The organism is Ignavibacteriota bacterium, assembly GCA_013285405.1.
GTDB lineage: Bacteria > Bacteroidota > Ignavibacteria > Ignavibacteriales > Ignavibacteriaceae > IGN2.
On the sequence record CP053446.1, the window covers coordinates 2,385,369 to 2,411,901 of the forward strand.

Here is a 26,533-nt window from a genome sequence, read left to right on the forward strand (position 1 = left end):
TCGGTTTATTGTGGTGTCAGATTAGGGACAAGCCGGAATGACAATCACACGATCAGGAACAGCGAACAGATTCCGGACAAGCTGGAATGACATCTGGTTGAATAATTAAATCGATGTTGCCAAACCTATCCTGTGCATTGCACCGATTGAACCCATTGATGAGTATCCGTAGTTAAAAATGTATTCGGATATTTTAACACCAAGTCCGCCGTTGAATCCGGCAATACCTGCAGAAGATCCAACTTTCAAATCTGAACGAGCTTCATTATCATAACCAAATCTCAAAGTAAAAATCTCACTAAGGTAGAACTCCGCACCAACAGTAAAACCCTTCAGATGCTGGTAAAGTTGATCACGGTCTTTATTAAGCTGATGGAAATCAAGTGACAAACGAACCGGAAGATTCTCAAGTCTTTTTGAAACACCAATTGTGATATCAAGCGGAAGATCCTCTTTTGTATCAACGTATGAAGAAAGCTGTGTTCCGAGATTGAGTACAGTTGCTGCAAGATTCATTTTTTGGTTTGGAATTTCATAATTAACTCCGAAATCAAGACCAATTGCACTTGATGATTTATCCTCAATGCTCGAGTAAATTACTTTTGCATTTGCACCATAATAAAAATTCTCAGTGAATTCATTTGTGTAGCCAAGGATAAAAGCGAGTTCACCTGCGCCAAACTCACCAGTCTTGTTTCCGAATTCGTCAGCACCATCGAATGTTCCATAGTTGATATATTTAACGGCAGTTCCGAATCTGCCGATGTTTTCAAATTCTGTTGAGTAAGCTAAGCTGAAAAGATTGATATCCATCAGGTGTTTTACAAAGGAAAATGAAACAGGATTTTTTTCAAGGAAGCTCATACCAGCAGGATTGTAGAAGAGAACATCAACATCATCGTTATTTGTAGAAAAGCTTCCGCCAAGTGCTGCTGCTCGGGCGCTCATATCAATATTCATAAATCTGTATGTATCTTGCCCAAAAGCGATTGAGCCTGCTAAAACAAAAATGATAAAAAGCGATGAAAGTATGGATCTCATTTAAACTCCTTGAAAAATGCTGTGTCTATTTAAGGATTATAGCAAATAAAGGCAAGGGGAGAAAGAATGGATAAGTAATAATTTATAATGTATCACAAAGAATTATGAAACCCATAATAAATATAGTCATCTCACAATATGTTGAAACGAAACTTTTCACAGCTTAGATTTGTTTCCACATTTAAAAAGGAGAAAAATTGAACGCGGTTAAAACAGTATTCTTAATGACATTAATGATGGCTCTTTTCCTGTTTATCGGCTATTATCTTGGCGGTAACACGGGAATGACCATCGCTTTATTATTTTCATTACTTATAAACTTCGGTTCGTTCTGGTTTTCGGATAAAATTGTTCTTGCGATGTACAGAGCAAAAGAAGTCAATCGTGAATCAGCACCAAAGTTTTATGATATGGTTGAAAGATTAGCACAGCAAGCTAATCTTCCGATGCCTAAAGTTTATTTGATAAATGATCCAACTCCGAATGCGTTTGCAACAGGAAGAAGTCCGCAGAAAGCAGCAGTCGCAGCTACAACTGGAATTCTACAAGGATTAAGCAACGATGAACTTGAGGGAGTAATGGCTCACGAACTTGCGCACGTGAAGAACAGAGATACATTGATCAGTACAATCGCAGCAACACTTGTCGGTTCGATTTCTTACATTGCTCAAATGGCGGGATGGGCAATGATGTTTGGCAGAAGTGATGACAGAGAAGGCGGAGGATTTGGTGGATTAGTTCTTTTGATTTTATCCCCGATTATGGCAATGCTTCTACAAATGGCTATTTCACGTTCACGTGAATTTTCTGCAGACAGAGGTGGAGCAGAGATCACCGGAAATCCATTAGGACTTGCTTCTGCACTTACAAAAATTTCAAGAGGAAATCAAATGAAGCCTGTTAATCATTCGGACCCGGCAACGGCACATATGTTTATTATCAATCCGTTAGCTGGTGGTGGAATTTCAAAATTGTTTTCAACTCATCCTCCAACTGAAGAGAGAATTAAAAGATTGCAGGCAATGGTTAGGTAATGTATAATTAACAATCTTGACCTGAACTTGTTTCAGGATCAAATTTAGAATTAAAAGCTGTCAGATTCCGGACGACCTGTCTGCCGAACAGGCGGGGCTGGATTGACAGCTTTTGTATTTCATACAAAAAACAAGTATCGAGTATTCAGCATCAAGAACGTCTTGAAACTCTTAGCCATTCTGTGGATATTTGCAGCGTAATGCAAATTAAGTTTGTGAATAAATATTTTCTTCGCATAGTGCGATTTTCCTTCCTGTTATCAATCCTGATTTCTTCTTTAAATCTAATTGCCCAAAAAAAAACTAATCTGGAAATTTTTTACACATTGACTGATTCGCTTGTAGATAAAATCTGCTCTGAACTTCCACAGTCAGAAAAAAATCTGCTTCTTAGATTAAATCTTGGTCAAAGCTACTCCCTGTTCTCGAACAATATCAAAGAAAGATTTAAAAGTAACGGAAAGGAAATTCTTCAACTTTCATCGGGTGATTTGGACAATCCTGAAATTAATATTGTATTGGAAGGTGCTGGAGTTGAATACGGTGAAATGTTCAGAGATGGCTGGTTTGGTACACATTACATTCAACGCTACTCCACAATTTTCGGAAATTATTTTAATACTTTCTCAGGAGGCAAAAAAACAGAATTTGAAATTACTAAACTCGATACTGTAAAAGTTGAAGATCTGAAATATCTTGAGAACGAATCTTTTCCATTCACAAAAGGAACTATTCCATCAGAACCATTTCTATCCGGATTTGCAGAACCATTAATTGCAATCGGGACTGCTGCTGCGGTTATTGTGTTGTTCTTCACTGTGAGAAGTGAATGAATGATTTTACCTTTGAAGCAACTTCAATTATAGCTAATATTGTCTGTTATTTTTTGAAATCAAAACACTTATGAGAAAATATCCATTATTATTTATAACACTTTTAGCAATTGTTTGGGGATGTAGTTCGACCCGCGATCTTAGCAATCTGTCAGCAGATGACAGATTAAAATATGCTATGCAGCTTTATCAGGAAGAAGATTTCGAAACCGCAGCTACTGAACTCGAAGCTCTGCTTCTTCAATATCCGGGAAGCAGTATTGTTGATGATGCTCAATATTATCTTGGCTTATGCAGATTTTTTCGTGAAGAATATATACTTTCTGCGTATGAGTTCAGCAAGCTGATAAAAAATATGCCAGCAAGTGAGTTAGTCGCAGATGCTCAGTTTATGCTTGCTGAAAGTTATTATGAACTTTCACCGGATTATACACTCGATCAAAAATATACTAAGAAAGCAATAGAAGAGTATCAGGCTTTTGTGGATTTCTTCCCGTTGAATGACAAAGTTGCACAGGCTGAAACTAAAATTTCTGAAATGAATGATAAACTCGCACGCAAAGAATTTACGATTGCAAGTATTTACGAGAAGATGGATTACTATACTGCTTCACTAAAATATTTTGATGCAGTCGTTGAAGTTTACCACGATACACAATATGCACCTTTAGCACTTTATCGCAAAATAAAATTACTTATGGACAGAGAGAGAGAAGACGAAGCTTTGAAAGAGATGAGAAAGTTTGTTCGTATGTATCCTGATGATGAACATTTCAAAGAAGTGAATGATTTAAAAAATTCACTCGAAGCAAAACTTAAAGGAGGCTTTTCCACTAATTAATGAACGTCAGGAAAGTTAGTGAATCTCAGATTACGATGACCGAGCTGGTTCTTCCTCATCATACTAATCAGTTAGGAACCCTGTTCGGCGGACAATTGATGTATTGGATAGATATGTGTGCTTCACTTAGTGCCGAAAAAATTACCGGACGAGTTTGTGTTACTGCTTCAGTTGATAAAGTAGATTTTCTTCATCCTGTAAAACTTGGCGATGCTGTTACACTTCTTTCATCAGTTAACAGGGTTTTTAATACTTCGCTGGAAATCGGAGTAAAAGTATTTGCACAAAACTTCAAAGAGGGTACGGTTAAACATACTAATTCAGCTTATCTGACTTTTGTAAATGTTGATCAGCAAGGTAAGCCTGTTAAAGCAGTAGAAGCTGTACCGGAAACAAATGAACAAAAAAGACGATTTAATGAGGCGCTCATCAGGAGAGAAAATAGGCTCAAAAGCAGATCTGTTGAAAAATAGTTTCATTTTATTTTTTTTATTATTTCAAACTCTATCCTTCAGCCAGGTTCCGATTAATGGATTTTGTTTTCGGAATGATTACACAATTCCCAAAGGTTATAATCAAATTATTTCTGCTGATCTGAATTTAAATGGCAGAAGTGAATTAATCCTGTATTCACCTGCACAAAAACATATTGGTGTACTATCAGGTATGCCTGAAGACACGGTATTCAATGATTTGGAAACAAAATTTGAAATCTTTCAACTTAAACATCTGAAGAATAAAACAAGCTCAAATAATCTTTTTGCTGTTGTAGAGCGCAAGCAAAGAAAAATTTCAGTGGTTAATATTTATGTTGACTCCATATCAGGAAAGCTGGCAGAGATTTCGTTCGATTCATATCCTGAAAATATTGTTACAGGTGATATTGATTTGAATGGCATTGAAGAGATTCTCGTCTATGGAAGCGGGTTTGATGGGCTCTCACTGCTTTATAGAGCTGAAGATGGAATAGGTGAAAGAAAAATTGTAACCGGTACAAGTTTCAGTGAAGCTGTCTTTATTGATTTGAATGATGATGGATATCCGGATGTTGCTGCATTTGATATTCTTGATAATTCTCTTCGGTTCTTTTTAAATAATACGAAAGGTGTTTTTCGTGCAACGCGTACAATCCCGTACTCCGAAAAAATAAAATCGCTGGAAAGTTATGATCTGAACAACGATGGTTTTGCAGAAATTATTTACGCAATAAATAATCAGTTAGAAATTTTGTATGGTGATTATCAATCTGCCTTTAACCAGAAGAAAGTTCTGAAACTTGGTGATAAACCTGTTTCACTATTAATTGGTGATTTTAACGGTGATAAATATCCTGGCATTATCTATTTAGTTTCAAATGGTATTTTGAATGTAACTATTGGTAAAAATGGTTTGGAATTTTTTGAACCGATTCATTTGTTAAAGGAAACTTCATTACTGGCTTTCACAAGGTTTAAATCTGAATCTAAAAATCACATTGCCTGTTTAACTCAGGAAGGAGAGCTTATCCTTTTCAGTTCAGGATATTTTAACGGGCAGGATCAGAATATTTTTTTTGCTATTGAAGCTAATACAGTAAAAAAATTTGATTTTGAAAATGATGGCATCCCCGATATAGCAGTAGTTGATAAATATGATAACCTTTTAAAGTTAATCCTGAACAATTCTGCTGCAGTACCAACAAAATATTATTCAATCCCGTTAGCCGAAGATCACAGTGAAATTCTTATTGATGAATTTTTCAGCTTCAGAAAAATTTTTTATTGCTATTCAAAAGGAGCTCCGCTGCTTGAAGTGTTCAGATACAATTTCAGAACTGATAAATTAAACAGGAAGCAGCTTTATGCACCGGGAGAATTGCTCGATGTAGCTTTCCAGCGGATTGACAGTTCTTTCGTGAATATTTTTGTATTGTATGAGAAAAATGCAAAAATGTATTTGGGAAAATTTGAAAATCGTGATGTAAGTATAACTTTCAAAGAATATCCTTTTATTGACAGGAATGTGATTGCCGCCGAACTTTTCATAACAGATGAACCTGTTGTTTACTATTGGAAATCCGAAAATGATAAGCTTGAATTTAATTCGGCTGTAATCAAATCCGGTCCGCACGAATTTAAAACGCATTTAATAGTACCAAAGACAAGTGAAACTCAGGTTGATCTGTATGGAGCAGATTTTTACGACAATGAATATCCATCCGTAGTAAGCGTAGTTCAAAGTGAAAGTGAAGAGTATTTAATTGTAGTCACCGCAGGCAGTGTGGATATATCCAAACAAATAAGAGAATTTAGTGGAAATAATAAACTTAAATTTGGACGTGCATTTTTTGGTGAAATCTCAATTAAAGGGATTATTAATTTTACAGTAAATAGTTCTAATGATAATTATATTTACAAACTGATTTATCGGCAGATTGATAAAGCATTTTCACTAAAACAAATCATTAAAGCTGAAAATGTGTCTGATTACTTTTTCGCAAGACTCGATAAGAAAAATTATTTTTTAGTTTATTCAAATAATAAAGAAGGCTGCATATCAATAAAATCACTCAAAAAATAATTCTATTGGGAATATTAGTTATTATTCTCTTTTCATCAAATTCTTATTCACAAAATTTGGATCGTAATCAGCTTGATTCACTTTATCGTAAATTTCTACAGTTGAGAGCGCCTGAATTATTACCTCAAACCGAAAAAACTTCTGAGCTAACACTTGAAGATAGAAAATGTGGATTTATTGTAGTAAATGATGTGAAAGCGAATTTTGATTTTTTCACCACTGAACAGCAAAATCTATTAAAAACTTTTCTAACCAGACCAACAACTCTGCAAACAAGTGTTGTTTCTCCATCAGGTTTATTCAGAATTCATTATGACTCAAGCGGAACTAACAGACCAAACTATTCAAGCGGACTGACAGTTGACCAAAATGTTGCAGAAGTAGCAAACGCACTTGATTCAGCCTACAGATATCAAATTGATTTTCTTGGTTTCCTTCCTCCTCCTGCTGACAACAATGCTGGTGGTGATTCGAAATATGATGTTTATATAATTAATCAAGACAACAGTGTTTATGGTTATACTGAATGGGAAAATAAAGTCGGTCCCGTAAACTGGATTTCGTTCATGGTTATTGATGATGATTATGCAGGATATTATTCAACTGGACTTAATGGAATGAAAGTAACAGTTGCTCACGAGTTCCATCATTCAATTCAATTGGGAAATTATTCTGTATTTAATGGGACAAATCCGTACAGATCTTCCGATACTTTTTTTTATGAACTTACTTCAACCTCGATGGAAGAATTTGTTTATGATGATGTGAATGATTATTACGCTTATATGGATTCATATTTCCGCAGACCATTTACTGCTCTCCCAAATCAGAATGGATATAACATTGCCATCTGGAATCTGTATTTAGTTCAAATGTTTGGACAGGAAACTGGATTTGGAATATTGAAAAGACAATGGGAATTAATTCCGAACATGGCAGCTATTCTTGCAATCAATCAAAGTCTGAATGAAGCAGAAACATCATTTCCCAGAGAGTTGAACAAATTTGGAGTATGGACTTACTTTACAAGTTTCAGATGGAATCCTGATCCACAAAAAGCATTCGAAGAGGGAAATAGTTATCCATTGGTCATACCAACTTTTACAATTCAGTTCCCATCTGTTCCACCGGATATGAAGTCAGCACCGACAGCCAACAACTTTGTTAAATTTAATATCTCATCAAATAGTGACACGTTAGTTGCGATAATAACTAATGCAGACGCCTCAGCAGCAAATGCAAACCCTACTCAATTATTTGATTTTCAGTACACACTATTTAATGACCCCAACAGCGGACAAAGAGAATTAACATCCGAATACTCTTCAACTTTTTCAGCTAGCAATCCTGGTTATTGGGCAGTTTCTGAAGTTCTCAATAATCAATTAATAAGAGAAGATAGTCTTATTATTCCTCCTGCAAGTAATCTCACGTATGCATATCCAAACCCGTTTAACTATAAATCGAATTTATTGAGTTCGCCATCAGTATTCATTCCGGTTGAAGCTTATGTTGGCGAAACTGTGGATTTAAATATTTATTCAACCGATATGCAATTGATTTACAGCCGGGAAACAATTATTCAAATTCTTCCTGGCGGGCAGGAAGGAATTAGCTGGAACGGAATGGACGATAATAACAACAAGCTTGCTTCAGGTGTTTACATTTACGTGATTAAAAAAGGGGATGAGGTTGGAAAAGGAAAAGTAGTAATCTTCAATGAGTAATTACTCAATCCAATCTCAAAATCTTTCCAAACTCTTCGGAAGAAGATTAATTTTTAAAGACATTAATTTTAATTGGATGGAGAATGGAATCTTTGGAATCTCAGGTCCAAATGGTTCAGGAAAATCTACTCTAGTAAAAATTGTTGCCGGACTCATTAGTGCTTCATCAGGCAAACTGATTCATAAAAATTCAATTGGCGAAATAATTCCGGAACAGATTCATAATCATATCGGTTTTGTTTCTCCCTATTTGGTTTTATACGAAGAATTTTCTGCGTGGGAAAATTTGAAAATATTTTCACAGATCCGTGGAGTTCCATTTAATGAGGAGCGAATATTATTTTATTTAAAACAATTTTTGCTCGATTCAAGAAAAAATGATCTTGTAAAAACCTATTCATCGGGAATGAAACAGAGGTTGAAATTCATTTTTGCTTTAATGCATTCTCCTGAAGTTCTGATTTTTGATGAACCAACTTCCAATCTTGATGAAGAAGGAAAAAAAGTTGTGTACGATATTGTTCGAGAAGAAGGAAAATCAAGAATCGTTGTAATCGCTTCAAATGAAGAACGGGATTTAGAATTGTGCCACGAAAAAATATTATTGGAAAATTTTAAAACAATAGAACGCAGGTGACGCAGATTTTAAAGATCAGCGCAGATCTGCTCAATCAGCGTAATCTGCGTTCTATTAAAAATTAAAAAAATATACAAGATTGAAACCATACTCATTATTTAAAAAAGATTTTCACTCAGAGATGAGAACTCGTTATGCGATAAACTCGCTAGCGATGTTTATCATTGTTGCCATTAGTGTTATTCTTTTCTCCATCGGGAATGAAACCATAACTGAAAGTTTAACCGGCGGACTTTTCTGGGTCGTAATTTTCTTTACCGCAATGTCCGGACTTTCAAGAGCTTTTGTTTCTGAGGAAGAAAGAGGAACAACTCTCACACTTCAACTAATTGCTTCTCCTTCCACAGTATTTTCCGGCAAACTGATTTTTAATCTGATTCTCGTCTTTTGTATGAACTTAGTAATTGCCATTCTCTATTCAGCGTTGTTCGAAAAGTTCGTTATTCAAAATTTTCCTCTTTTCTTATTAACGTTTATACTTGGAAATATTGGACTTGCTGTTTCATCAACTATTATTGCTGCCATTATTGCAAAAGCTGGTGCAAAAGGAACTCTTTATCCCGTTCTCTCATTTCCGATTTTATTACCTTTGATTCTTACCTGTGTACAATTAACTTTGTTCTCAATCGATGGTACAAGCTTTGAAGAATCTAAGTTTGAATTAGCAATAGTTGTTGGTTACGATGTAATTATGCTTACCGCATCTTATATGTTGTTCGATTTTATATGGAAAGATTAACCAATTTCACAGGATTTTTGAACAAATAAATTATGATCTGGAAAATTCTATTATTCTTACTTTTAGCATTTGTATCAATAGCAGGAATTGCATTTCCAATTGTTGAGAAACCGAGTGCGTGGTACGAATTTCCATTCATTCCCGGGCTTGAAGAAAACGCAAAAATTATATTCTTTCACGTTCCGACCGCATGGCTTACAGTGATTGCTTTTCTTATGTCAACAATCTTCAGTTTCAGATATCTTAGAACTAAAAATCTTGATGAAGACGCAAAAGCATATTCAGCAGCTCAGCTCGGTATGATTTTCTGTATTCTTGCTACTGTTACTGGTGCCGTTTGGGCAAAATTTGCATGGGGACAATTCTGGAGCTGGGATCCAAGACAAACAAGTATCTTTGCGATTTTATTAATCTATGGAGCTTTGTTTGCTCTACGTTCTTCAATTGAATCTGAAGATAAAAGAGCAACACTTTCTTCAGTCTATTCATTGATAGCTTTTGTAACAGTTCCATTTTTTATATTCATTATGCCGAGGATAATGAAAGGGCTTCATCCGGGATCAATACCAACAAATCCAGGTGAAGAACAAGTTAGCCCGGTAATAGATTTTAAAATGAATTCGAATATGCAGTTAATATTTTTCCTTTCATTAATTGGGTTTACAGTTTTATACTTTTGGATGTGGAGAGTTGGTTACAGATCAATAATCATTAAAGATAAACTTAATAAACAATTAACCGGTCAATCAGCAAGTTAATTAGGAGATATTTTGGACGGTCTATATAATTTTTTGCAGGACAATGCTATCTATATTGTGATGATAATTGTTCTTATAGTTTGGGTTGGAATATTTTTCTATATGTTCACACTCGATAAAAGATTAAAAAATATTGAAAAAGAATTAAGCGGAGATAAAAAATGAAAAATAAATATGTATTCGGCGGAATTATAATCGCGGTTTTTCTTGTGTTGATGGGTTATTTATTTACTCAAAGTAATATTGAGTACGTTGATGATTTCAACAAGGTGATGTCAACAGAAAAAACTGTAAAAGCAACAGGAAGCTGGGTTAAAGAAAAGAATTATCAGATCAACAATCAGAGTAAAACATTCTCTTTCGTGATGAGTGATCACAATGGAAAACAGATGAATGTAGTTTATGAAGGCACAATTCCTAATAACTTCGAAAGTGCAACAAGTGTTGTCGTAACCGGTAAATATCAAAACGGTTATTTTCACGCAAAGGACATTCTAACTAAATGTCCAAGCAAATATGAAGAGCAGACTACAAACTCATCATTATAAAAGTTTAAAATGGAAAAGTCAAAATTTGTTTTCACAGGAATTGTATTAAAGGATGGTTCAGCATTCAGTTCGCTATGTATTGAGGTTGATGTTGCATCGGAAGGAAAGAATATAGCCGAAGCAAAGAAAAATTTGTTTGAAGCTGTATCTTTATATATTGAATCTGCCATTGAAAATAATTTACCTGTACTGCGACCTGTTCCTATAGAAGGAAATCCATTATCACAGTCTCCCGAAAAAATTGTTGAAAAATTTCCACTTAAAATAAACTTTTCAGTGAAGGCGTATGCCTAAACTTCCTGTTGTAAAACCGGAAAGATTGATTAAAGCGCTTAAGAAAATTGAATTTATTGTGATTAGACAATGGGCAGCCACGTTCAGCTAAAGAAAGGAAATTTACTCGTTACTGTTCCCGTTCATAACAAGGACTTAAATCCAACCACGCTAAAATCAATTTTACGACAGGCAAGAATTTCGATTGATGAATTAGTTGAGATTTTGTAGTAATAATAATTTTGCCAGGTAACTTAAATTAAAAATCAGCATATAACATAGATCGAGGAATCAATGGTAGGAAGTATAATACTCACACTTGCGCTTGCATTCAGCATTATATCAATGATAATGTATTTCCTGAATTATCGTGGATATACCAACACACTTAATTATGGAAGAATCGCATTTCACGGAATGGCTGTTCTGGTCATTTCTGCTTCCGTGTTTTTATGGTATTCAATTTTAACACACCAGTATCAATATCAATACATTTACAGTTACAGTAATAATGCACTGAGAAATCTTGGACTTTTCCAGCTCGCTTCTTCATTTTGGGGAGGGCAGGAAGGAAGCTTTATGCTATGGCTATTAATGACTTCGATAGTTGGGATAATTCTTCAGTCATATACTTCTAAAAGAGGTGATCTCGAACCACGCGTAATGGCTGTTTTCACTTTGGCAACATCATTCTTACTTGTAATGGTTTCACCATGGTTTAAAAATCCTTTTGAATATATCTGGATGAACCCGACATTCATAAAAATTGAACATCTCAATTCAAACCTTTTTAATCTTCCTTTCATCCAGCAATTTTATTTTACTGATCAAAGTACGAATCAGGGATTTATAAAAATTGATTCACAATTTGCTTCACTGCTAACTCAAGCAGGATACTCAATGAATCAATTCATCATAGATGGCAAAGGATTGAATCCTCAACTATTAAACTTCTGGATGCAGATTCATCCACCCATTTTGTTTGCAGGATTTTCAATGGCAACTGTTCCATTTGCTTTCGCAATTGCTGCATTGATGAAAAATGATTACAGAGATTGGGTAAGACAGGCATTCCCATGGATGCTGGCTGGAATGGGAATACTTGGTTTAGGAATTATGCTTGGTGGTTACTGGGCTTATGAAATGCTTGGTTGGGGTGGTTATTGGGCATGGGATCCGGTTGAAAATTCAAGTTTGATTCCGTGGCTTGTTGGTGTTGCAGGAATTCACACTTTACTTGTTCAAAAGAAAAGTCAGGCAAAAGGTGGAATTGGTAAATACGCAAAGACTAATTTATTCTTATGCGTACTTACTTATGTACTGGTTCTTTACAGCACATTTTTAACGAGAAGCGGTGTACTCGGTGATGCTTCTGTTCATTCTTTTGTTGATCCGGGAATGATCGTTTATTTCTTCCTCGTATTATTTATGGGAACATTTTTGTTTCTTGGAATTGGTATGATTATTTACAGATGGAAAACTTTAAACGAAAATATTAAAGATGAAGAAAGTATTCTTTCCCGTGAACTCGCGCTTTTCACTGCAATGATTGTATTAATTGCTTCAGCAATAATTGTTCTTGCCGGCACTTCTGCACCTCTTTTTGGGACTTCAGTCGATACAGCCTTTTATAACGAAATGCATCTTCCTCTAGTAATTATAATAATGTTCTTAAATGGAATTAGTTTACTGATCAAATGGCAGAGATCAGATGCAAATGAACTTATAAAGAAATCGACTTATGCAGCAGTTGGTGCTGTTTTATTTACGATGATGCTTGTGATATTTGGTGGAGTCAGTGAAATAATGATAATAATACTTTCACTCACAACTTCATTTGCACTTTTTGTGAATCTTGATATCGCAATAAAAATTGTAAAAGGCAATATGAAAATGCTTGGTGCTTATGTTGCACATACCGGAATTGCTTTGTTTATACTTGGAGTAATTGGTTCGGCAGTTTACAGCCAGGAAGTTACAGTAGAACTTGTAAAAGGAAAACCCTCGACAGCTTTTGGTTATGAATTAACATTCACTGAAATTTATCCCGTTGAGAATAATACAAAGTATGCATTCAACGTAGATGTCAGAAAAGATAACTCAGTTTATACAATTGCTCCGGTGATGTATAGGAGCGATTTCAATAATAGTATAGTTCGTGAGCCTGCAATTCTTACTCTACTTACAAAAGATATTTATTTCGCTCCTCTTGGTTATGATGATGGCAGCCAGATGAATACCCAGCACTCACATAATCATATTTCACTCGAAAAAGGCGGCTCGACGGAGTTTGACGGAACAAAAATAACTTTTACAAAATTCGATATGGCTGCTGAAACAATGCAATTAATGAGTGAAGGAAAAGATTTCCAAATGGGTGCAGTAATAGAAATAGAAAAGGATGGAAAGAAGGTAGAAACTGAATTAATCAGAAAATTAACTAATGGTCAGGTCGAATTTACTTCATTCGAATCAAAGGATATGAATTTAAAAATCGAATTAGAAAATCTTTCAGCAGGCAATATTGATATTGCAGTATCTTCGCTTAATGGTAATGAAACTACAAACCAAATTCAGCAAACCCAATCTGAAGAGGTATTAAGTGTTTCAGCAAGCATAAAGCCTTTTATAAATCTCGTTTGGGTTGGTGTTGTGGTGATGGTTATCGGTTTCTTTATTGCAATGACAAGAAGGCTGAAGGAATCGAAGATAATTTCCTGAATTGAATTTCAATAAAACTAATTGCCCCGGAAATTAACGGGGCATTTTTTTGTACTAATTATTATCAAAAAAAAACCGGCTTCAAGCGAAGCCGGTATATGGTGGTTGTGGTTGAGTCGAGATAGGAAGAGTTAAAATTTTTTCCGCAGTTAATTTGTCATTTAATATTAGTTGTAAGTAAAAGTTATTCTTCATATCTCAACTGACATGCCATCGGTGGGTATGAATAGAATTTTGTCTCATTTAGCGAGTTGAAAAAGTCAGTTTTGGCGGAGTACACAAATTCATTTGGAAAAGGAAAAATATTTATTGAGAAAAGTTTTATTATGAGATGATAGAATTGTCGTCATGATAAATCCTTCCTGTAAATATTACGAAGAAGAATTTTTGATAGAGAATATTTTGGTGAAAAATAATTCTGTGAAAAAACCTCGTCGAAATTGACGTGAATATTTTTAAAAAACAGAAATCAAAAAGTGCTATTTATACTTCTCTCCCAAAATTTTTATTAACAAAATCAGGAACTTGAATCCTTCAATAAAGTGAATGCACTTCACGAAATAAAAACTTAAAATTGATTCAAAATGCACGAAGAAATCAACCTAAAAGAATTCTTGACATATGTTAAATGAGTCGTTAAATTTGTCCCTCAATTTCAAAGAATTCCGCAGTAGCTCAGTTGGTTAGAGCACCTGACTGTTAATCAGGGAGTCGTAGGTTCAAGTCCTACCTGCGGAGCTAATATCCGGTAGTTGCCGGATATTTTATTTTAAATAAAACAAGAAAAATGTATTACACTTACGCTTTGTATTCACGGAAATATGATAAGATATATGTTGGCTCAACATCTGACATAGACAAAAGAGTAGCTAACCACAACGAAGGAAAATCAAGATACACAAAAAGTTACATACCGTGGGAATTGATTTACTATGAAGAATTTGTGACAAGATCGTCAGCTATGAAAAGGGAGAAGGAATTGAAGACACATCAGGGAAGAGATTTTATAAGGAAGAAAATCTCAGTTGGTTAGAGTCCGGCAGATGCCGGATTAATCAGGGAGTCGTAGGTCGAAGATTCGGCAATTGACGAATTCTTCCGAAGGAATCCATTTGAAATAGTGTTGTTTGCTGAAATTAATTATCAGTTTATATTCCCGATTGTATATTTTAAACCTTGTAACACATTCTAAATTATAAATTCAAATTTTAGAAATGACTAATCTAATTACCGGTATAGTTTACGATCCCATTTTCTTACAACACGATTTTCATGGTCATCCTGAAAACTCCGCAAGGCTAAAGTCTATCATCACAACATTAAAAGAAAAAGGATTATTACAGGAACTTGCACAGGTAAAATCCCGGCAAGCTGATTTTAATGAAATAAGACTCTGTCATACAAAAGAATACATTCAATATGTAAAAAGTTTTTGTGAAAAGGGCGGAGGTTATCTTGATCCGGATACCTATTCAACCAAATATTCTTTTCTCGCTGCTGCAACTGCCGTAGGAAGTTCGATTGATTTAACTAAGAATGTAATCAATGGAAAATTAAAAAATGGATTTGCACTGCTTCGTCCTCCCGGACACCACGCACTTTCAAATCGTGCAATGGGATTTTGTTTATTTGGTAACATTGCAATCGCTGCAAAATTTGCTTTGACTCAAACAGGAATAAATAAAATTGCGATAGTTGATTTCGATGTTCATCACGGAAATGGAACCCAGGCACTTGTCGGTGATGATCCAAATATTCTTTTCATTTCATCTCATCAATATCCTTTTTATCCAGGTACCGGTTCAATAAATGAAATTGGATCAGGCGATGCAGAAGGAACTATTTTAAATATTCCTTTGCAAGCTGGAGTTGGTGATGAAGGATTGAAAATTGTTTATGAAGAGGTTGTAATTCCTTCCTTGGAAAGATTCAAACCTGATTTAATTTTAATATCTGCCGGTTACGATGCTCACTGGAAAGATCCACTTGCAAATCTTGATTTAAGTCTTGTTGGTTTCAATTGGATATCAAAACAATTAATTAATTTTGCAAAAAATATTTGCGGTGGAAAAATAATTTTCTTTCTGGAAGGAGGATATGACCTTGATGTATTAAGTTATGGTGTAACTAATACAATTCGCAGGCTTCTCGGAATTGATGAATTTGAAGACCCAATTGGTAAATCAAATCAAAATGAACCTGATATTAAAAAACTCATAAAAGAACTAATAAAGATTCATAATCTTTAATTGAATTCACTCAGGCAAATAAATCTGTAATAGCATTTTCATCTTCAAAATAGCAATGAATAAATTCGGCTTTTTCATTGTCCACTGCGCAAGCACCATAAATCGCATTACTTAATTTGAAAACTTCAATAAATAAATCTGCAGACTGCTTCTTCAAATTTACTTTGTATTTATAGGATTCGTCAGGTTTCAATTCTTTCAATTCCACATCAAAATCCTTTAGTGAGAATGAAAGTCCCATTCCGAATAATTTAATTACAGCTTCCTTTGCTGTCCAGCAGGAATAAAATCCATCACGCAATTTATCAGCTGGAAAAGAAAACAGGTTATCAAATTCCGAATTAGAAAAAAATCTTTTTGCGATCCTGAGATGGTCTTTCGATAGATTCATTAACTCTATATCAATCCCGATTTGGCTATTGATAATAAAACCGATACTTAAAAAGTTTTTAGAATGAGAAAGATTAAAGTGAAGATGCGTGCTGTTCCCATCAATTGCTAACGATGGCTTACCGAAATTATTAAAGACAAATTTAATTTCCTTTGCTGGAATCGATGTATAAATACTGACAAAATTTCTTAACAAACCTCTGTTGATAATGAACCAGTATTTATCTCTGTTAAAATAAAATTTACCGGCTCGGATTAATTCTTCACGGGATAAAATACTTTTGAACTTATCAATCAGATTAAGATATTTATTCAGATCGAAATTCCAGATGTGAGCTTCATTTTCACCAAGCCGGATTTCCTTGTTATTGAGTTTATAAATTCTTTTCTTCATTTGTGCTAATCTAATAAATATTCGAAGAACAGATTCAGTTTTATTGTTTTGAAGCTGAATTAATAAGTAATTCTTGTTAATGTTATTTATTTTTGCTTCGAGAATAATCATCAATTATTAATTAAGTATAATTAAATGAGAAAAATATTTCTGGTTTTCATTTCGGTCTGTGCATTCTTTTTATTTTATCGCTGTGGTGACAATACGCCGTCAGAGAATAAATTAAAGTATGAAGTAGTGAAGTATGAAAAACAATCTGCGGGATGTGATAGTCTGCGGGAGGATAATTGTGCAAAAATAAAAATTGAATTTCCGGAGATAACTGAATATGAGAATGAAACAATAAAAAATAAAGTCAACAAATCAATTGAAAACCTGTTCTCTTCAAGCGGTGAAGATGGAGCAGCTTCAATTGATTTTAATTCTCAGATGGAGATATTTATAAACGATTATGAATCATTTATGAAGGAATTTCCGGATGCCTTTCAATCGTGGTTTATTGAAAGATCAGGTGAAGTTAAATTTAACAAAGAAAATATTTTCTCTATTGATTATATGGAATACTCATATACTGGCGGGGCTCACCCGAATACTTACGTAACTTTTAAAAATTTTCTTCTGACTAACGGTGAAGAAATTTCTCTTGATGAAATTATTTCTGAAGATAAACAGCAGGAGTTAACAAAAATTGCAGAAGCCGAATTCAGAAAAATGAAAGAGCTTTCGCCTGATGCTGATCTTGGTCAGGCGGGATTCTGGTTTGAAAATAATAAGTTTTATCTGAATGATAATTTTTTGATTGGCGACAGCAGTCTTGTATTTTACTATAACAATTATGAAATTACTGCGTATGCTTTTGGTCCGACTGAACTGACAATACCTTATTCAGAATTAAAATCTATTATAGACAATAAGAGCGTACTTTATAAGTTAGTTAAATAATTGATGAAAAATTAAGTGAACCAACTAAATGCTCTGCCCCGTTTGTAATAATCCAATGATCGTGCTCGAGTTAGAGCAAGTGGAAGTTGATTACTGTACAAACTGTGCAGGAGTCTGGCTTGATGCAGGCGAGCTGGAACTGCTTCTTGAATCGCATGAAGAAAGAAACAGACTAATCAATTTGTTTAAAGAAGCTGAAGCTGTAAATGAAAAAAGCCACAAGTGCCCAATCTGCAGAAAGAAAATGATAAAAGTTGAAGTTGGTGAGAAAGGAAAAGTTGTAGTTGATAAATGCAAAAAGAATCACGGGATCTGGTTCGATAAAGGCGAACTTCAAAAAGTCGTTGAGTTCGGATCTGTGAACAAAGAAAATAAAATAATTAATCTTTTAAAAAATATGTTTGAAAATTCATCCCAAAATAATGGAGGTAATAAATGACCGGTTTAATTATCGTAATCATTGTGATCGCAGTGGTTGTATTGTTTGTGATTTCGATGTACAACTCGTTAATTCAGTTGAGGAACAGGGTAAAAAATGCCTGGTCGCAGATCGATGTTCAATTAAAAAGAAGACACGATCTTATTCCGAACCTTTTAGAAACTGTAAAAGGTTATATGAAGCACGAACGCGAGATTATGGAGAACATTACAAAATACCGAAGCCAGGCAATGGATGCCGGAACAGTTGGTGAAAAAGCACAAGCTGAGGGTTTACTAAGCGGTGCTCTTGGGCAACTTCGTGTTCAGGTTGAAAATTATCCGGACTTAAAAGCAAATCAAAATTTTCTTGCGCTGCAAGAAGAACTTACTTCAACTGAAAATAAAATTTCGTATGCAAGACAGAGTTATAACGATCAGGTATTATTTTATAATAATAAGATTCAGATGTTTCCATCAAACATTATTGCGGGAATGTTCAAGTTTATGCAGGAAGAATTTTTCCAGGTTGAAGATGCAAAGGAAAAAGAAGTACCAAAAGTTAGCTTCTGAAAATTTAGTTCTTTGTTTGTTGGTTTTTAGTTTTGGTTTAGAAGTTTTCGGTTATGTCTATTAGTTTCTACTTATTGGTTACCAGAAACAAAAACAGGCAACTAATAAACTATGACTATTAACAAATAACTAATAACTAAATAATTAAACACAGTATGCAATCATTAAAACATTCATCTATACAATTATATGGACAAAAGTTTTTTGGAGCAATTAACTGATGTGGGAACTTATACAGTCCAATAGAAGAAAATCGCTGATACTTTTTATTTCTCTTGGAATCACATTATTACTTCTGGGATATTTTTTTGGAAGTGCATATTACGCTGATGGCGGTGGGTTCATCGGAATCTTCTTTGCACTTGTGATCTGGGGAATACTTTCACTCATAAGTTACTTCAGCGGAAGTAAAATACTGTTAGCAGTAAGTGGTGCAAAAGAAGTTACAAAAGATGTTCATCCACAACTATTTAATGTAGTTGAAGAAATGAAAATATCTGCGGGACTTCCTGCTATGCCAAAAATTTATATCATGAATGAAACTGCACCGAACGCTTTCGCAACGGGTATCAAGCCAGAAAATAGTGCAGTTGCTGTTACTGCTGGCTTGCTTGCAAGATTGAACAGGGATGAACTGCAGGGAGTTATTGCTCACGAAGTTTCTCATATAGTCAATCGCGATGTTATGTTTATGACTTTTGCAGGAATTATGCTTGGAAGTATTGTTTTAATCTCTGAAGTTTTTCTAAGAAGTCTTTGGTTCGGTGGAGGAAGATATAGTTCAAAATCTTCAAAGAGCAGTGGACAGGGACAATTGATAATTATGATCGTTGCAATTGCATTCGCAATACTTGCGCCGATACTTGCTCAGCTTCTTTACTTTGCAATTTCAAGAAAGAGAGAATATTTAGCAGATGCATCAGCAGTTCGTTATACAAGATATCCCGAAGGACTTGCTTCTGCTCTGGAAAAAATTTCTCAAAATACGATTGAGTTAAAGACTGCGAACAAAGTAACCGCACCGATGTATATTGTTAATCCTTTAAAACCTAAAGAGCAAAAACTATCTGATCTTACAAGCACTCATCCACCAATCTCTGAAAGAATTAGAATTCTCAGAAGTATGTCAGGTGGAGCAAATTACATCGATTATCAGAATGCTTTCAATGTAGTAAAAAAACATAAAGTTAATCTGATTCCTTCTTCCGGACTTGCCGATCAAACTTCAGTTGGTTTGAAGGAAATAGTTTCTTCATCAATTCCACTTGGTTTGACCAAACAAGTAAAACGGGAAGCAGGTGACATAATGATGAAGGTCAATAACTATTCTTTCGTTGATTGTGAATGTGGACTGAAAATAAAAATTCCACCTGACTTTAAAAAAGATACTGTGATATGTCCACGCTGTGGAAGAACTCATAGTCTGGCTTCATGAACAAATGACTTTGTTCAGTAAAACAAAACGGAAAATTTTGATAAATATTGATCGTCAGTTAGTCAGAATGAAATAAGCTGGCGGAATTAATTAGTACCTGTAATCTTTAATACTCAAACTGCATTTACGGCAGTAACTAATACCTTTGATATCAACTTCTTCAATTCCCGGAGATGAATGCATCACACAATCCCAATCAAGACAATGACGAAGACCAAAACAATGACCTAATTCGTGAAGTGCTTCTTTAATTGTTCTTTCAAGCAGAAGATGTTTGTTCGAAATGTTTGAATAGAATTCCTCGTACAGCCGGCAGACGGAAAGAATAGAATGCTTTCCGTTTAACTGGGCTTCACCAAAAATGAAAGTCAGCGCCGGAACAAAAATGTCAACATCAGTTAGCATAACAATCTTGCCATCAAATTTATCAGTCAGCTTAATTGCTTCTGCAATAATCTGAGTTGAAAAATATTGCTTCCTTTCGGCTGAAAAGAAATTATCAATATTTAATTTTAAGTCTATTACTTTTATGTCTGAGGAAAATCGCTTTGATAATTCTTCAATAAGATTTTGAAGCAGAGGCATATTATGGAATTTAACAGGAGCAATGAAAAGTTCCATCAATACTCAGCTTTGCGCAAACTATATTTATCTATTTTGTTGTAGAGTGTAACTCTGTCAATCTCAAGTAACTGAGCAGCTTTGGAAATATTCCAGTTATTTTCATTTAATGTTCTAAGAATAAATTTTCTTTCCATCGATGCAAGACTTTTATCATCGTCAGTAAACAGACCATTGATTTGTGATAGATGGAAGGGAAGATCATCAACTGTAATAGAATTTGATTTACCAACAACCATCGCTCTTTCAATAGCATTCTCAAGCTCACGGACGTTGCCCGGCCAATCATGATTTATAAGGAATTCCATCGCTTCTTTTGAAACTGTTTTCACCGGCTTATTCATCACAGTTGAAAATTTCCTGATGAAAAAATTTGCAAGCAGAGGAATGTCATCTCTTCTTTCCCTTAATGGAGGGATAACAACTGAAAATACGTTCAACCTGTAATAAAGATCTTCTCTGAACTTTCCGGTTTTCACAAGTTCTTCAAGTGCCTCATTTGTAGCGGTGATAACTCTGAAATCACTTTTTATTAAATCATTTCCGCCAACCCGGTTGAATTGTTTTGATTCGATCACTCTTAAAAGTTCCACCTGCATTTTAAGGGAGATTGAACCGATCTCATCGAGGAATATTGTTCCACGGTCCGCCATTTCAAATTTTCCTTTTCTTCTGAATTGAGCACCGGTGAAAGACCCTTTCTCGTGCCCGAATAATTCGCTTTCAAGAAGTGATTCTGCAAGAGCTCCGCAGTTAACAGTTATAATCGGAAAATATTTTCTGTTACTGTTAATATGAATTGCTTTTGCGATCAGTTCTTTTCCGGTTCCGCTCTCACCCCTGATCATTACTGTAGTATCTGTTTTAGCAACGGTGTGTACCAGCTCAAGAATTTTTTTCATTTGAAAACTTTCACCGATCAGATTATCGGGCTTGATTATCTCATCAATATTTTCTTTCAACTGAATGTTTTCCATCTTCAGAGCTTTTTGTTCGAGAGCACGTTTAACAAGATGTGAAAGTTCATCAGGATCAATCGGTTTTGTTACATAATCGTATGCACCATTTTTCAAAGCAGTGATCGCAGTAGGAACTGAGGCAAATGCTGTGATGAGAATAATAAGAGCATCTTTATCAATTGCTTTAATTTTGGAGAGCAGGTCTAATCCGCTCATACCCGGCATCTTCATATCAACAAGAAGAAGATCATATTTCTCAACCGTATATTTTTTTAAAGCAATTTCACCGTTTTCTGCTGTGTCAACGAGATAATTGTCATCTTCAAACCAGTTTTGAAGTGATTCTCTGATAACCTTTTCATCATCTACTATCAGTATTTTTTCTTGCTTCTCCATAATTGAATTCCTTATACAGCGTGTTCGGCTGTTGGCAAAGTTATTTTAAATGTAGTTCCCTGGTTTGAAGTTTTTTCAACTTCAATATTTCCACCGTGATTAGTAATAATTCCGTAAGCAACTGGCAGCCCAAGTCCTGTACCGTTAGAATCTTCTTTAGTAGAATAAAATGGCTCAAAGATATGAGGTAAATCCTTATTCGAAATTCCGGTTCCTTCGTCTGCAACTTTTATTATTATGTTGTTTTGTTCGGGGACAATGCTGACGGTTATTTTTCCTCCATCAGGTGATGCTTCAATTGAGTTAATCAATAGAGCCATCAGTGCCTGCTGAATTTTGTCTGCATTACAATAAATTAAAATCGGAACATCAGGATAATCCTTTATCAACTTTATTCCATGAATTTCGAGATGATGATTGATAACAGTAATGCTGTTATCTGTAATTTTCAATAAGTCTTCTTTAGCATACTCATCTTGTTCAGAACGGGAAAATATCAACAAGTCTTTTACAATTTGACCGCATCGTGCAGCTTCGTGTGAGATAATGTCAAGAAATTCAATCATTTTCTGATGCTCAGTATCTTTCTGAAGATTCTGTAATTTTTTGGATATCAGCTTGCTGTAATTTAAAATTCCTGCAAGCGGATTATTCAATTCATGAGCTACTGTGGCAGATAATTTTCCAAGCGAAGCCAGTTTTTCAATTTGATTGACCTGATCATAAATATTTTTCAGCTCTTTTGTTTTTTCATTCACTTTATCATTTAGTGTTTCAGACCAGTTTTTAATTTCTTTGTATGCCTCATTTAATTTGGTTGACATTTCATTAAACCGGTAAGCCATTTGACCCAACTCGTTTTTAGAGTTGAGTTCAATTTTGTAATCTAAATTTCCATTACCAACTGCTTCTATACCGGCTCTGATTTTTTTAATCGGCTTATTAACTAACTTTGTTATGAACAGATCAGTAAAAAAAGAAATGATAAGAACCAGAAACACTGAAACCAAAATTACTCTTGTCGTACTTTCTTCAATTATAGTATCAAGCTCATCAAGAGTCACGCCTACATCAAGAACACCGAGAATATTTGTATCGGACGAATGAGCATGACAATCAGCATTTGAACAGTCAGGTTCATTTTGAATCGGATTAATCAAACCCAGTATTCTCTTATCATCTGAGTTTTTATAAATCCGGATTTTATCCTCGTTGGTTAAACTTTTTAAGGGAACAGAACTGTTATGACATACAATGCAAGCATCATCTGTTAAATCAACCTGAGAGAGAATCTCTTCCGGTTTGGTAGAAAAAATTACTATACCAAGTTTGTTATAAATGCGGATCTCTTCAACTCCAATCTCGGATCGAAGGGTATTTATAATCTGATGAACATCTTCCCGCCGATTTAAAAGCATTCCGTAGCGAGTAGATTTTTTAATTATGTCACTGATGTTATAAGCACTCTGAAATCTCAGGTGAGTCAGATAACTATCAAGATTTTTTATAATGAAGTAAGTATAAACTGAGAGAATTACAACGAGGATACACGAAATAGAAATGATGAGTCGAAAACTTAGTCTATTTAAAACCCCTATTTTCATAATTTTTTTAATCTAAGTGGTTTAAAGTTAGACAATACTTCAACGATTTACAATCTATTTCAAATGCACAAAGTAGTGAGAAAAAGGAATTGTGTTTTGGAGCAATTAAAAAAGCAAGATACTTATTAGCAAAATGATAAAATCTTAATTTGAAATCAGCGATTTTAAAATGTTTAAATACTTATTTTTTCCAACAAGCTGATAAAGATATTTTATCTTCGTTCCACCATCCATCATAGTATTACCAACCTGCGGGATGTATGATTTAATATCTTCAATTATACCGATTGCATTAGCGTGAAGATTTTTCAATTCAGGTTTGTATAACTTTCCTTTTTCAATTTCCTGATTTGCAGCATCAATTATTGCAAACCATTGTGAATTAAAAATAACCTTTGTCGGATCACCGGGAATATCGTGTATTAAAAAATTCATTGGTGCAGAAATACTCACAGAACCCCATTCACCTGAGATTTGAAGAATCTCCTTTCCTTTGATAATATTTTTTTTGCATTCGGATACTGTTATGCTATCTATAGAATCAAGAAAACTAATGAGTACAGGATTTAAACCAAGATAAAAAGTATTTGGACATATTTGCTTAACCATCAGGTTATTTTTCAGATAGATAATCTGATCATCAAACCTGATGCTGTTCAGATTTTGTGTAATAACATTTGTAATGTTTGAAATATCGTGATTCTCTGTTCGGTTATCACAAAGCAGATTCGTCATAACTTTATCAAACGGACAATTCTCACAATCAAAGTTGTTATCGCACAATTTGTACTCGACGATCTTTGAAGCCATCCAGATACACTTCAGGCTTTGATAATCGTTGTTTCTGAATATATCCTTGTTATTCATATTGTTCACTTAAAATTATTGGTTTCGGTTTATTTGAAGCAATGACGTTGCTTGTATGCTCAGAATCTTCATCTGCAAAAAGGGAGAAGTTCTTCGCAATTAATTTGAACGCAAATATTGCCATAACAACAAGCATCATTGTGATACTGATTTCATCGAATGATGGGAAATAATTTACTCCTGAGGTCGCGGCTAATCCTGTGATGGCAACATTTATTCTATTAAGTATCAATCCACTGATTACGCAAATTGAAATAATATAAAGCCACTTTTTATCCTGTCTGATTTTTTTATTGCTGAGCAAAATGATAGGGAAAATTGTTCCAAGAATTATTTCTAAATAAAATAAATTTGTTTCTAATGAAGGAACAGTTAGATAATGAAGTTTTCCATTGCTGATAAAATCATACAGCTTTAACAGCAATCCGGCAATCAGTGCAATCCAAACTACAAAGGCTGCACCAGATAAAATATTTATTTTCAAACCTGTATTAGTAAATCCTTGTTCTTTTGTACAACTTCTTGCAATCAGATACGATTCAAATATTATCATTGATAAACCTGCTGCAACACAGGAAATAAAAAAGTGCACAGGTAACAAAGACGAGTACCATAATGGATGTAATTTTCCCGGAACGATCAGGTAAAGAGAACCAAACGATGATTGGTGTAATGTTGAAAATAACACACCAGCAATCACGACAGGGATTGAAATTATTTTAAGAATTTTAATAGGACCTTTGAGTTTGAATTTTTCAAGAATGACCGGTGCAAATTCCAGAAGCAGAACAGTTGAATAACATATAATGCACCAGGTGATTTCAAACATAACTGAATGAATATTCCACATCACTAATGGATGCCAGAAGTTTTCTGGTCTGCCAAGATCTACCAGAAGCAAGCAGACAACAACCATATATCCGAGAAAAGCTGTTAGAATTGCAGGACGAACAAGAGACTCATATTTGTGAATATTAAATATGTGAACAGTTGCAGCGATAGTAAATCCTGCAGCAGCAAGACCTACACCAATAAAATCAAATCCAATCCATAATCCCCAGGGAACAGAATCTTGCAAGTTTGTTGTTGCGCCGAGTCCTTTTGTAAATCTAAGATAAGTGGAAACTAAGCCCATTGTTACAATGATAACTGAGACAACTTTCCAGAACGAAGGTTTTAATATTTTTTTAATAGTCATTTTCATTATTCTTTATTATTAATTTTTTCTTCTTTAGCTATTTGATTTTTTCTTTTAGTAAGCCAGTACATCCCGGCTAAAAACGCTCCACCACCAACAACAACGGATGGAATTTTATCCATCGCCTGCGCTGTGAAATCCGGCATTGCCTTTTTAGGAAGCTTTGAGATGTAACCTAATTGTTCGAATGGAACCGGAGATAAAATCATAACGTTACTGCCACCGGCTTCTTCAAGACCATAAATATGCTGATAATATTTCTCAGGGTTATTTAATAATCTTTTTTTGGCAATTTCGATCAACTGTTCTTTGTCACCGAATAAAGTTGCTTCGGTTGGGCAAGAATCAACACAAGCAGGCAGTTGACCTTTGCTAACACGTTCGGTGCACATATTACATTTTTTAATTCTTGGTTGTGTTGAACTCCATTCATATCTTGGAACATGATGAGGACAAGCCTGCATACAATATCTGCATCCAATGCATTTATCAGCATCATAAACCACAGCACCGGATTCCTGCTTCTTAATTGCGCCAACAAGACAAACGGAAACACAAGCCGGATCATTACAATGCATACAAAGTTTTCTTGCGTACAGGTTGTCATATTGCTCAACGATTGTAAATGTATTGTCGGATAGGTGATCTTTCAAAAAATCATTACTTGTTTGTTTTAAGTTATTCTGCTCTTTGCAGGCTTGGTAGCAAGCTCCACAACCTACACAAAGCGTTACATCAAATAGGAGTCCTTTTTCTTTCGACATTTAATTCCCAGTT

The 26,533-nt window shown here is 34.6% G+C and carries 27 protein-coding genes, 1 tRNA gene and 1 pseudogene; 21 read left to right on the forward strand and 8 right to left on the reverse strand.

Annotation, left to right across the window (positions count from 1 at the left end):
- Positions 1-105 precede the first annotated feature (105 nt).
- On the reverse strand, positions 106-1,041 hold the full coding sequence (gene porQ, locus HND39_10365; GenBank protein QKJ96651.1) for a type IX secretion system protein PorQ: 936 nt from the start codon (positions 1,039-1,041) through the stop codon (positions 106-108).
- 197 nt (positions 1,042-1,238) lie between these two features.
- Between porQ and htpX the strand changes: the two genes are divergently transcribed.
- From htpX to HND39_10450, 17 genes and pseudogenes are all read left to right on the forward strand, one after another.
- A complete protein-coding gene (gene htpX / locus HND39_10370; GenBank protein QKJ96652.1) occupies positions 1,239-2,075 on the forward strand; it encodes a zinc metalloprotease HtpX in 837 nt (278 codons plus the stop codon).
- Positions 2,076-2,275: 200 nt separating this feature from the next.
- On the forward strand, positions 2,276-2,908 hold the full coding sequence (locus HND39_10375) for a hypothetical protein (GenBank protein ID QKJ96653.1): 633 nt from the start codon (positions 2,276-2,278) through the stop codon (positions 2,906-2,908).
- A 70-nt stretch (positions 2,909-2,978) separates the two neighbouring features.
- Complete coding sequence (bamD, locus tag HND39_10380; GenBank protein QKJ96654.1) at positions 2,979-3,749, forward strand: outer membrane protein assembly factor BamD; 771 nt, start codon at positions 2,979-2,981, stop codon at positions 3,747-3,749.
- Positions 3,749-4,222: an acyl-CoA thioesterase gene (locus HND39_10385; protein QKJ96655.1), complete on the forward strand. Its 474-nt coding sequence runs from the start codon at positions 3,749-3,751 to the stop codon at positions 4,220-4,222. The genes bamD and HND39_10385 overlap by 1 nt, the downstream gene beginning before the upstream one ends.
- Positions 4,167-6,308 (forward strand): VCBS repeat-containing protein, encoded by a 2,142-nt coding sequence (locus HND39_10390; GenBank protein QKJ96656.1) that lies wholly within the window; start codon positions 4,167-4,169, stop codon positions 6,306-6,308. The genes HND39_10385 and HND39_10390 overlap by 56 nt, the downstream gene beginning before the upstream one ends.
- Before the next feature lie 5 nt (positions 6,309-6,313).
- A complete protein-coding gene (locus HND39_10395) occupies positions 6,314-8,035 on the forward strand; it encodes a hypothetical protein (protein ID QKJ96657.1) in 1,722 nt (573 codons plus the stop codon).
- A complete protein-coding gene (locus tag HND39_10400) occupies positions 8,028-8,672 on the forward strand; it encodes an ABC transporter ATP-binding protein (GenBank protein ID QKJ96658.1) in 645 nt (214 codons plus the stop codon). Before HND39_10395 ends, HND39_10400 begins: the two co-directional genes overlap by 8 nt.
- A gap of 79 nt (positions 8,673-8,751) precedes the next feature.
- Positions 8,752-9,411, forward strand: a complete 660-nt coding sequence (locus tag HND39_10405; GenBank protein ID QKJ96659.1) for an ABC transporter permease — start codon at positions 8,752-8,754, stop codon at positions 9,409-9,411.
- Between the two features lie 32 nt (positions 9,412-9,443).
- Entirely contained in the window at positions 9,444-10,169 is a 726-nt protein-coding gene (gene ccsA, locus HND39_10410) for a cytochrome c biogenesis protein CcsA (protein QKJ96660.1), read from the forward strand.
- Between the two features lie 60 nt (positions 10,170-10,229).
- The gene (locus HND39_10415; protein ID QKJ97968.1) at positions 10,230-10,334 is read left to right on the forward strand and encodes a CcmD family protein; all 105 of its coding nucleotides are present in this window, start codon (positions 10,230-10,232) and stop codon (positions 10,332-10,334) included.
- On the forward strand, positions 10,331-10,717 hold the full coding sequence (locus HND39_10420) for a cytochrome c maturation protein CcmE (protein QKJ96661.1): 387 nt from the start codon (positions 10,331-10,333) through the stop codon (positions 10,715-10,717). Before HND39_10415 ends, HND39_10420 begins: the two co-directional genes overlap by 4 nt.
- A gap of 9 nt (positions 10,718-10,726) precedes the next feature.
- On the forward strand, positions 10,727-11,011 hold the full coding sequence (locus tag HND39_10425) for a hypothetical protein (protein ID QKJ96662.1): 285 nt from the start codon (positions 10,727-10,729) through the stop codon (positions 11,009-11,011).
- Positions 11,004-11,221, forward strand: a pseudogene (locus tag HND39_10430) (addiction module toxin, HicA family). Before HND39_10425 ends, HND39_10430 begins: the two are co-directional and overlap by 8 nt.
- Before the next feature lie 63 nt (positions 11,222-11,284).
- The gene (gene ccsA, locus HND39_10435; protein ID QKJ96663.1) at positions 11,285-13,711 is read left to right on the forward strand and encodes a cytochrome c biogenesis protein CcsA; all 2,427 of its coding nucleotides are present in this window, start codon (positions 11,285-11,287) and stop codon (positions 13,709-13,711) included.
- Between the two features lie 664 nt (positions 13,712-14,375).
- Positions 14,376-14,449: transfer RNA gene (locus tag HND39_10440), tRNA-Asn, on the forward strand.
- Between the two features lie 49 nt (positions 14,450-14,498).
- Positions 14,499-14,744: a GIY-YIG nuclease family protein gene (locus HND39_10445; GenBank protein ID QKJ96664.1), complete on the forward strand. Its 246-nt coding sequence runs from the start codon at positions 14,499-14,501 to the stop codon at positions 14,742-14,744.
- Positions 14,745-14,925: 181 nt separating this feature from the next.
- A complete protein-coding gene (locus HND39_10450) occupies positions 14,926-15,960 on the forward strand; it encodes a histone deacetylase (GenBank protein ID QKJ96665.1) in 1,035 nt (344 codons plus the stop codon).
- A gap of 10 nt (positions 15,961-15,970) precedes the next feature.
- Here HND39_10450 and HND39_10455 read toward each other — a convergent pair whose 3' ends face one another.
- Complete coding sequence (locus HND39_10455) at positions 15,971-16,744, reverse strand: 4'-phosphopantetheinyl transferase superfamily protein (protein ID QKJ96666.1); 774 nt, start codon at positions 16,742-16,744, stop codon at positions 15,971-15,973.
- A gap of 135 nt (positions 16,745-16,879) precedes the next feature.
- On the opposite strand from HND39_10455, the gene HND39_10460 reads away from it, so the two are divergent.
- From HND39_10460 to HND39_10475, 4 genes are all read left to right on the forward strand, one after another.
- On the forward strand, positions 16,880-17,686 hold the full coding sequence (locus HND39_10460) for a DUF3298 and DUF4163 domain-containing protein (GenBank protein ID QKJ96667.1): 807 nt from the start codon (positions 16,880-16,882) through the stop codon (positions 17,684-17,686).
- A 28-nt stretch (positions 17,687-17,714) separates the two neighbouring features.
- A complete protein-coding gene (locus HND39_10465) occupies positions 17,715-18,125 on the forward strand; it encodes a zf-TFIIB domain-containing protein (protein QKJ96668.1) in 411 nt (136 codons plus the stop codon).
- Positions 18,122-18,676, forward strand: a complete 555-nt coding sequence (locus HND39_10470) for a LemA family protein (protein ID QKJ96669.1) — start codon at positions 18,122-18,124, stop codon at positions 18,674-18,676. The genes HND39_10465 and HND39_10470 overlap by 4 nt, the downstream gene beginning before the upstream one ends.
- 220 nt (positions 18,677-18,896) lie before the next feature.
- Entirely contained in the window at positions 18,897-20,111 is a 1,215-nt protein-coding gene (locus HND39_10475) for a M48 family metallopeptidase (GenBank protein ID QKJ96670.1), read from the forward strand.
- A gap of 90 nt (positions 20,112-20,201) precedes the next feature.
- Here HND39_10475 and HND39_10480 read toward each other — a convergent pair whose 3' ends face one another.
- From HND39_10480 to HND39_10505, 6 genes are all read right to left on the reverse strand, one after another.
- Positions 20,202-20,732: an archaemetzincin family Zn-dependent metalloprotease gene (locus tag HND39_10480; GenBank protein QKJ96671.1), complete on the reverse strand. Its 531-nt coding sequence runs from the start codon at positions 20,730-20,732 to the stop codon at positions 20,202-20,204.
- Positions 20,732-22,087, reverse strand: coding sequence for a sigma-54-dependent Fis family transcriptional regulator (locus HND39_10485; protein ID QKJ96672.1), 1,356 nt, complete (start codon positions 22,085-22,087; stop codon positions 20,732-20,734). The genes HND39_10480 and HND39_10485 overlap by 1 nt, the downstream gene beginning before the upstream one ends.
- 11 nt (positions 22,088-22,098) lie before the next feature.
- Positions 22,099-23,691 (reverse strand): HAMP domain-containing histidine kinase, encoded by a 1,593-nt coding sequence (locus HND39_10490; protein QKJ96673.1) that lies wholly within the window; start codon positions 23,689-23,691, stop codon positions 22,099-22,101.
- Positions 23,692-23,835: 144 nt separating this feature from the next.
- Entirely contained in the window at positions 23,836-24,558 is a 723-nt protein-coding gene (locus tag HND39_10495) for a hypothetical protein (GenBank protein ID QKJ96674.1), read from the reverse strand.
- The gene (gene hybB / locus HND39_10500; protein QKJ96675.1) at positions 24,551-25,762 is read right to left on the reverse strand and encodes a Ni/Fe-hydrogenase cytochrome b subunit; all 1,212 of its coding nucleotides are present in this window, start codon (positions 25,760-25,762) and stop codon (positions 24,551-24,553) included. The genes HND39_10495 and hybB overlap by 8 nt, the downstream gene beginning before the upstream one ends.
- Positions 25,762-26,520 carry a 4Fe-4S dicluster domain-containing protein gene (locus tag HND39_10505; GenBank protein ID QKJ96676.1) on the reverse strand — a complete coding sequence of 253 codons (759 nt, stop codon included), beginning with the start codon at positions 26,518-26,520 and terminating at the stop codon, positions 25,762-25,764. The genes hybB and HND39_10505 overlap by 1 nt, the downstream gene beginning before the upstream one ends.
- Between the last annotated feature and the right edge of the window lie 13 nt (positions 26,521-26,533).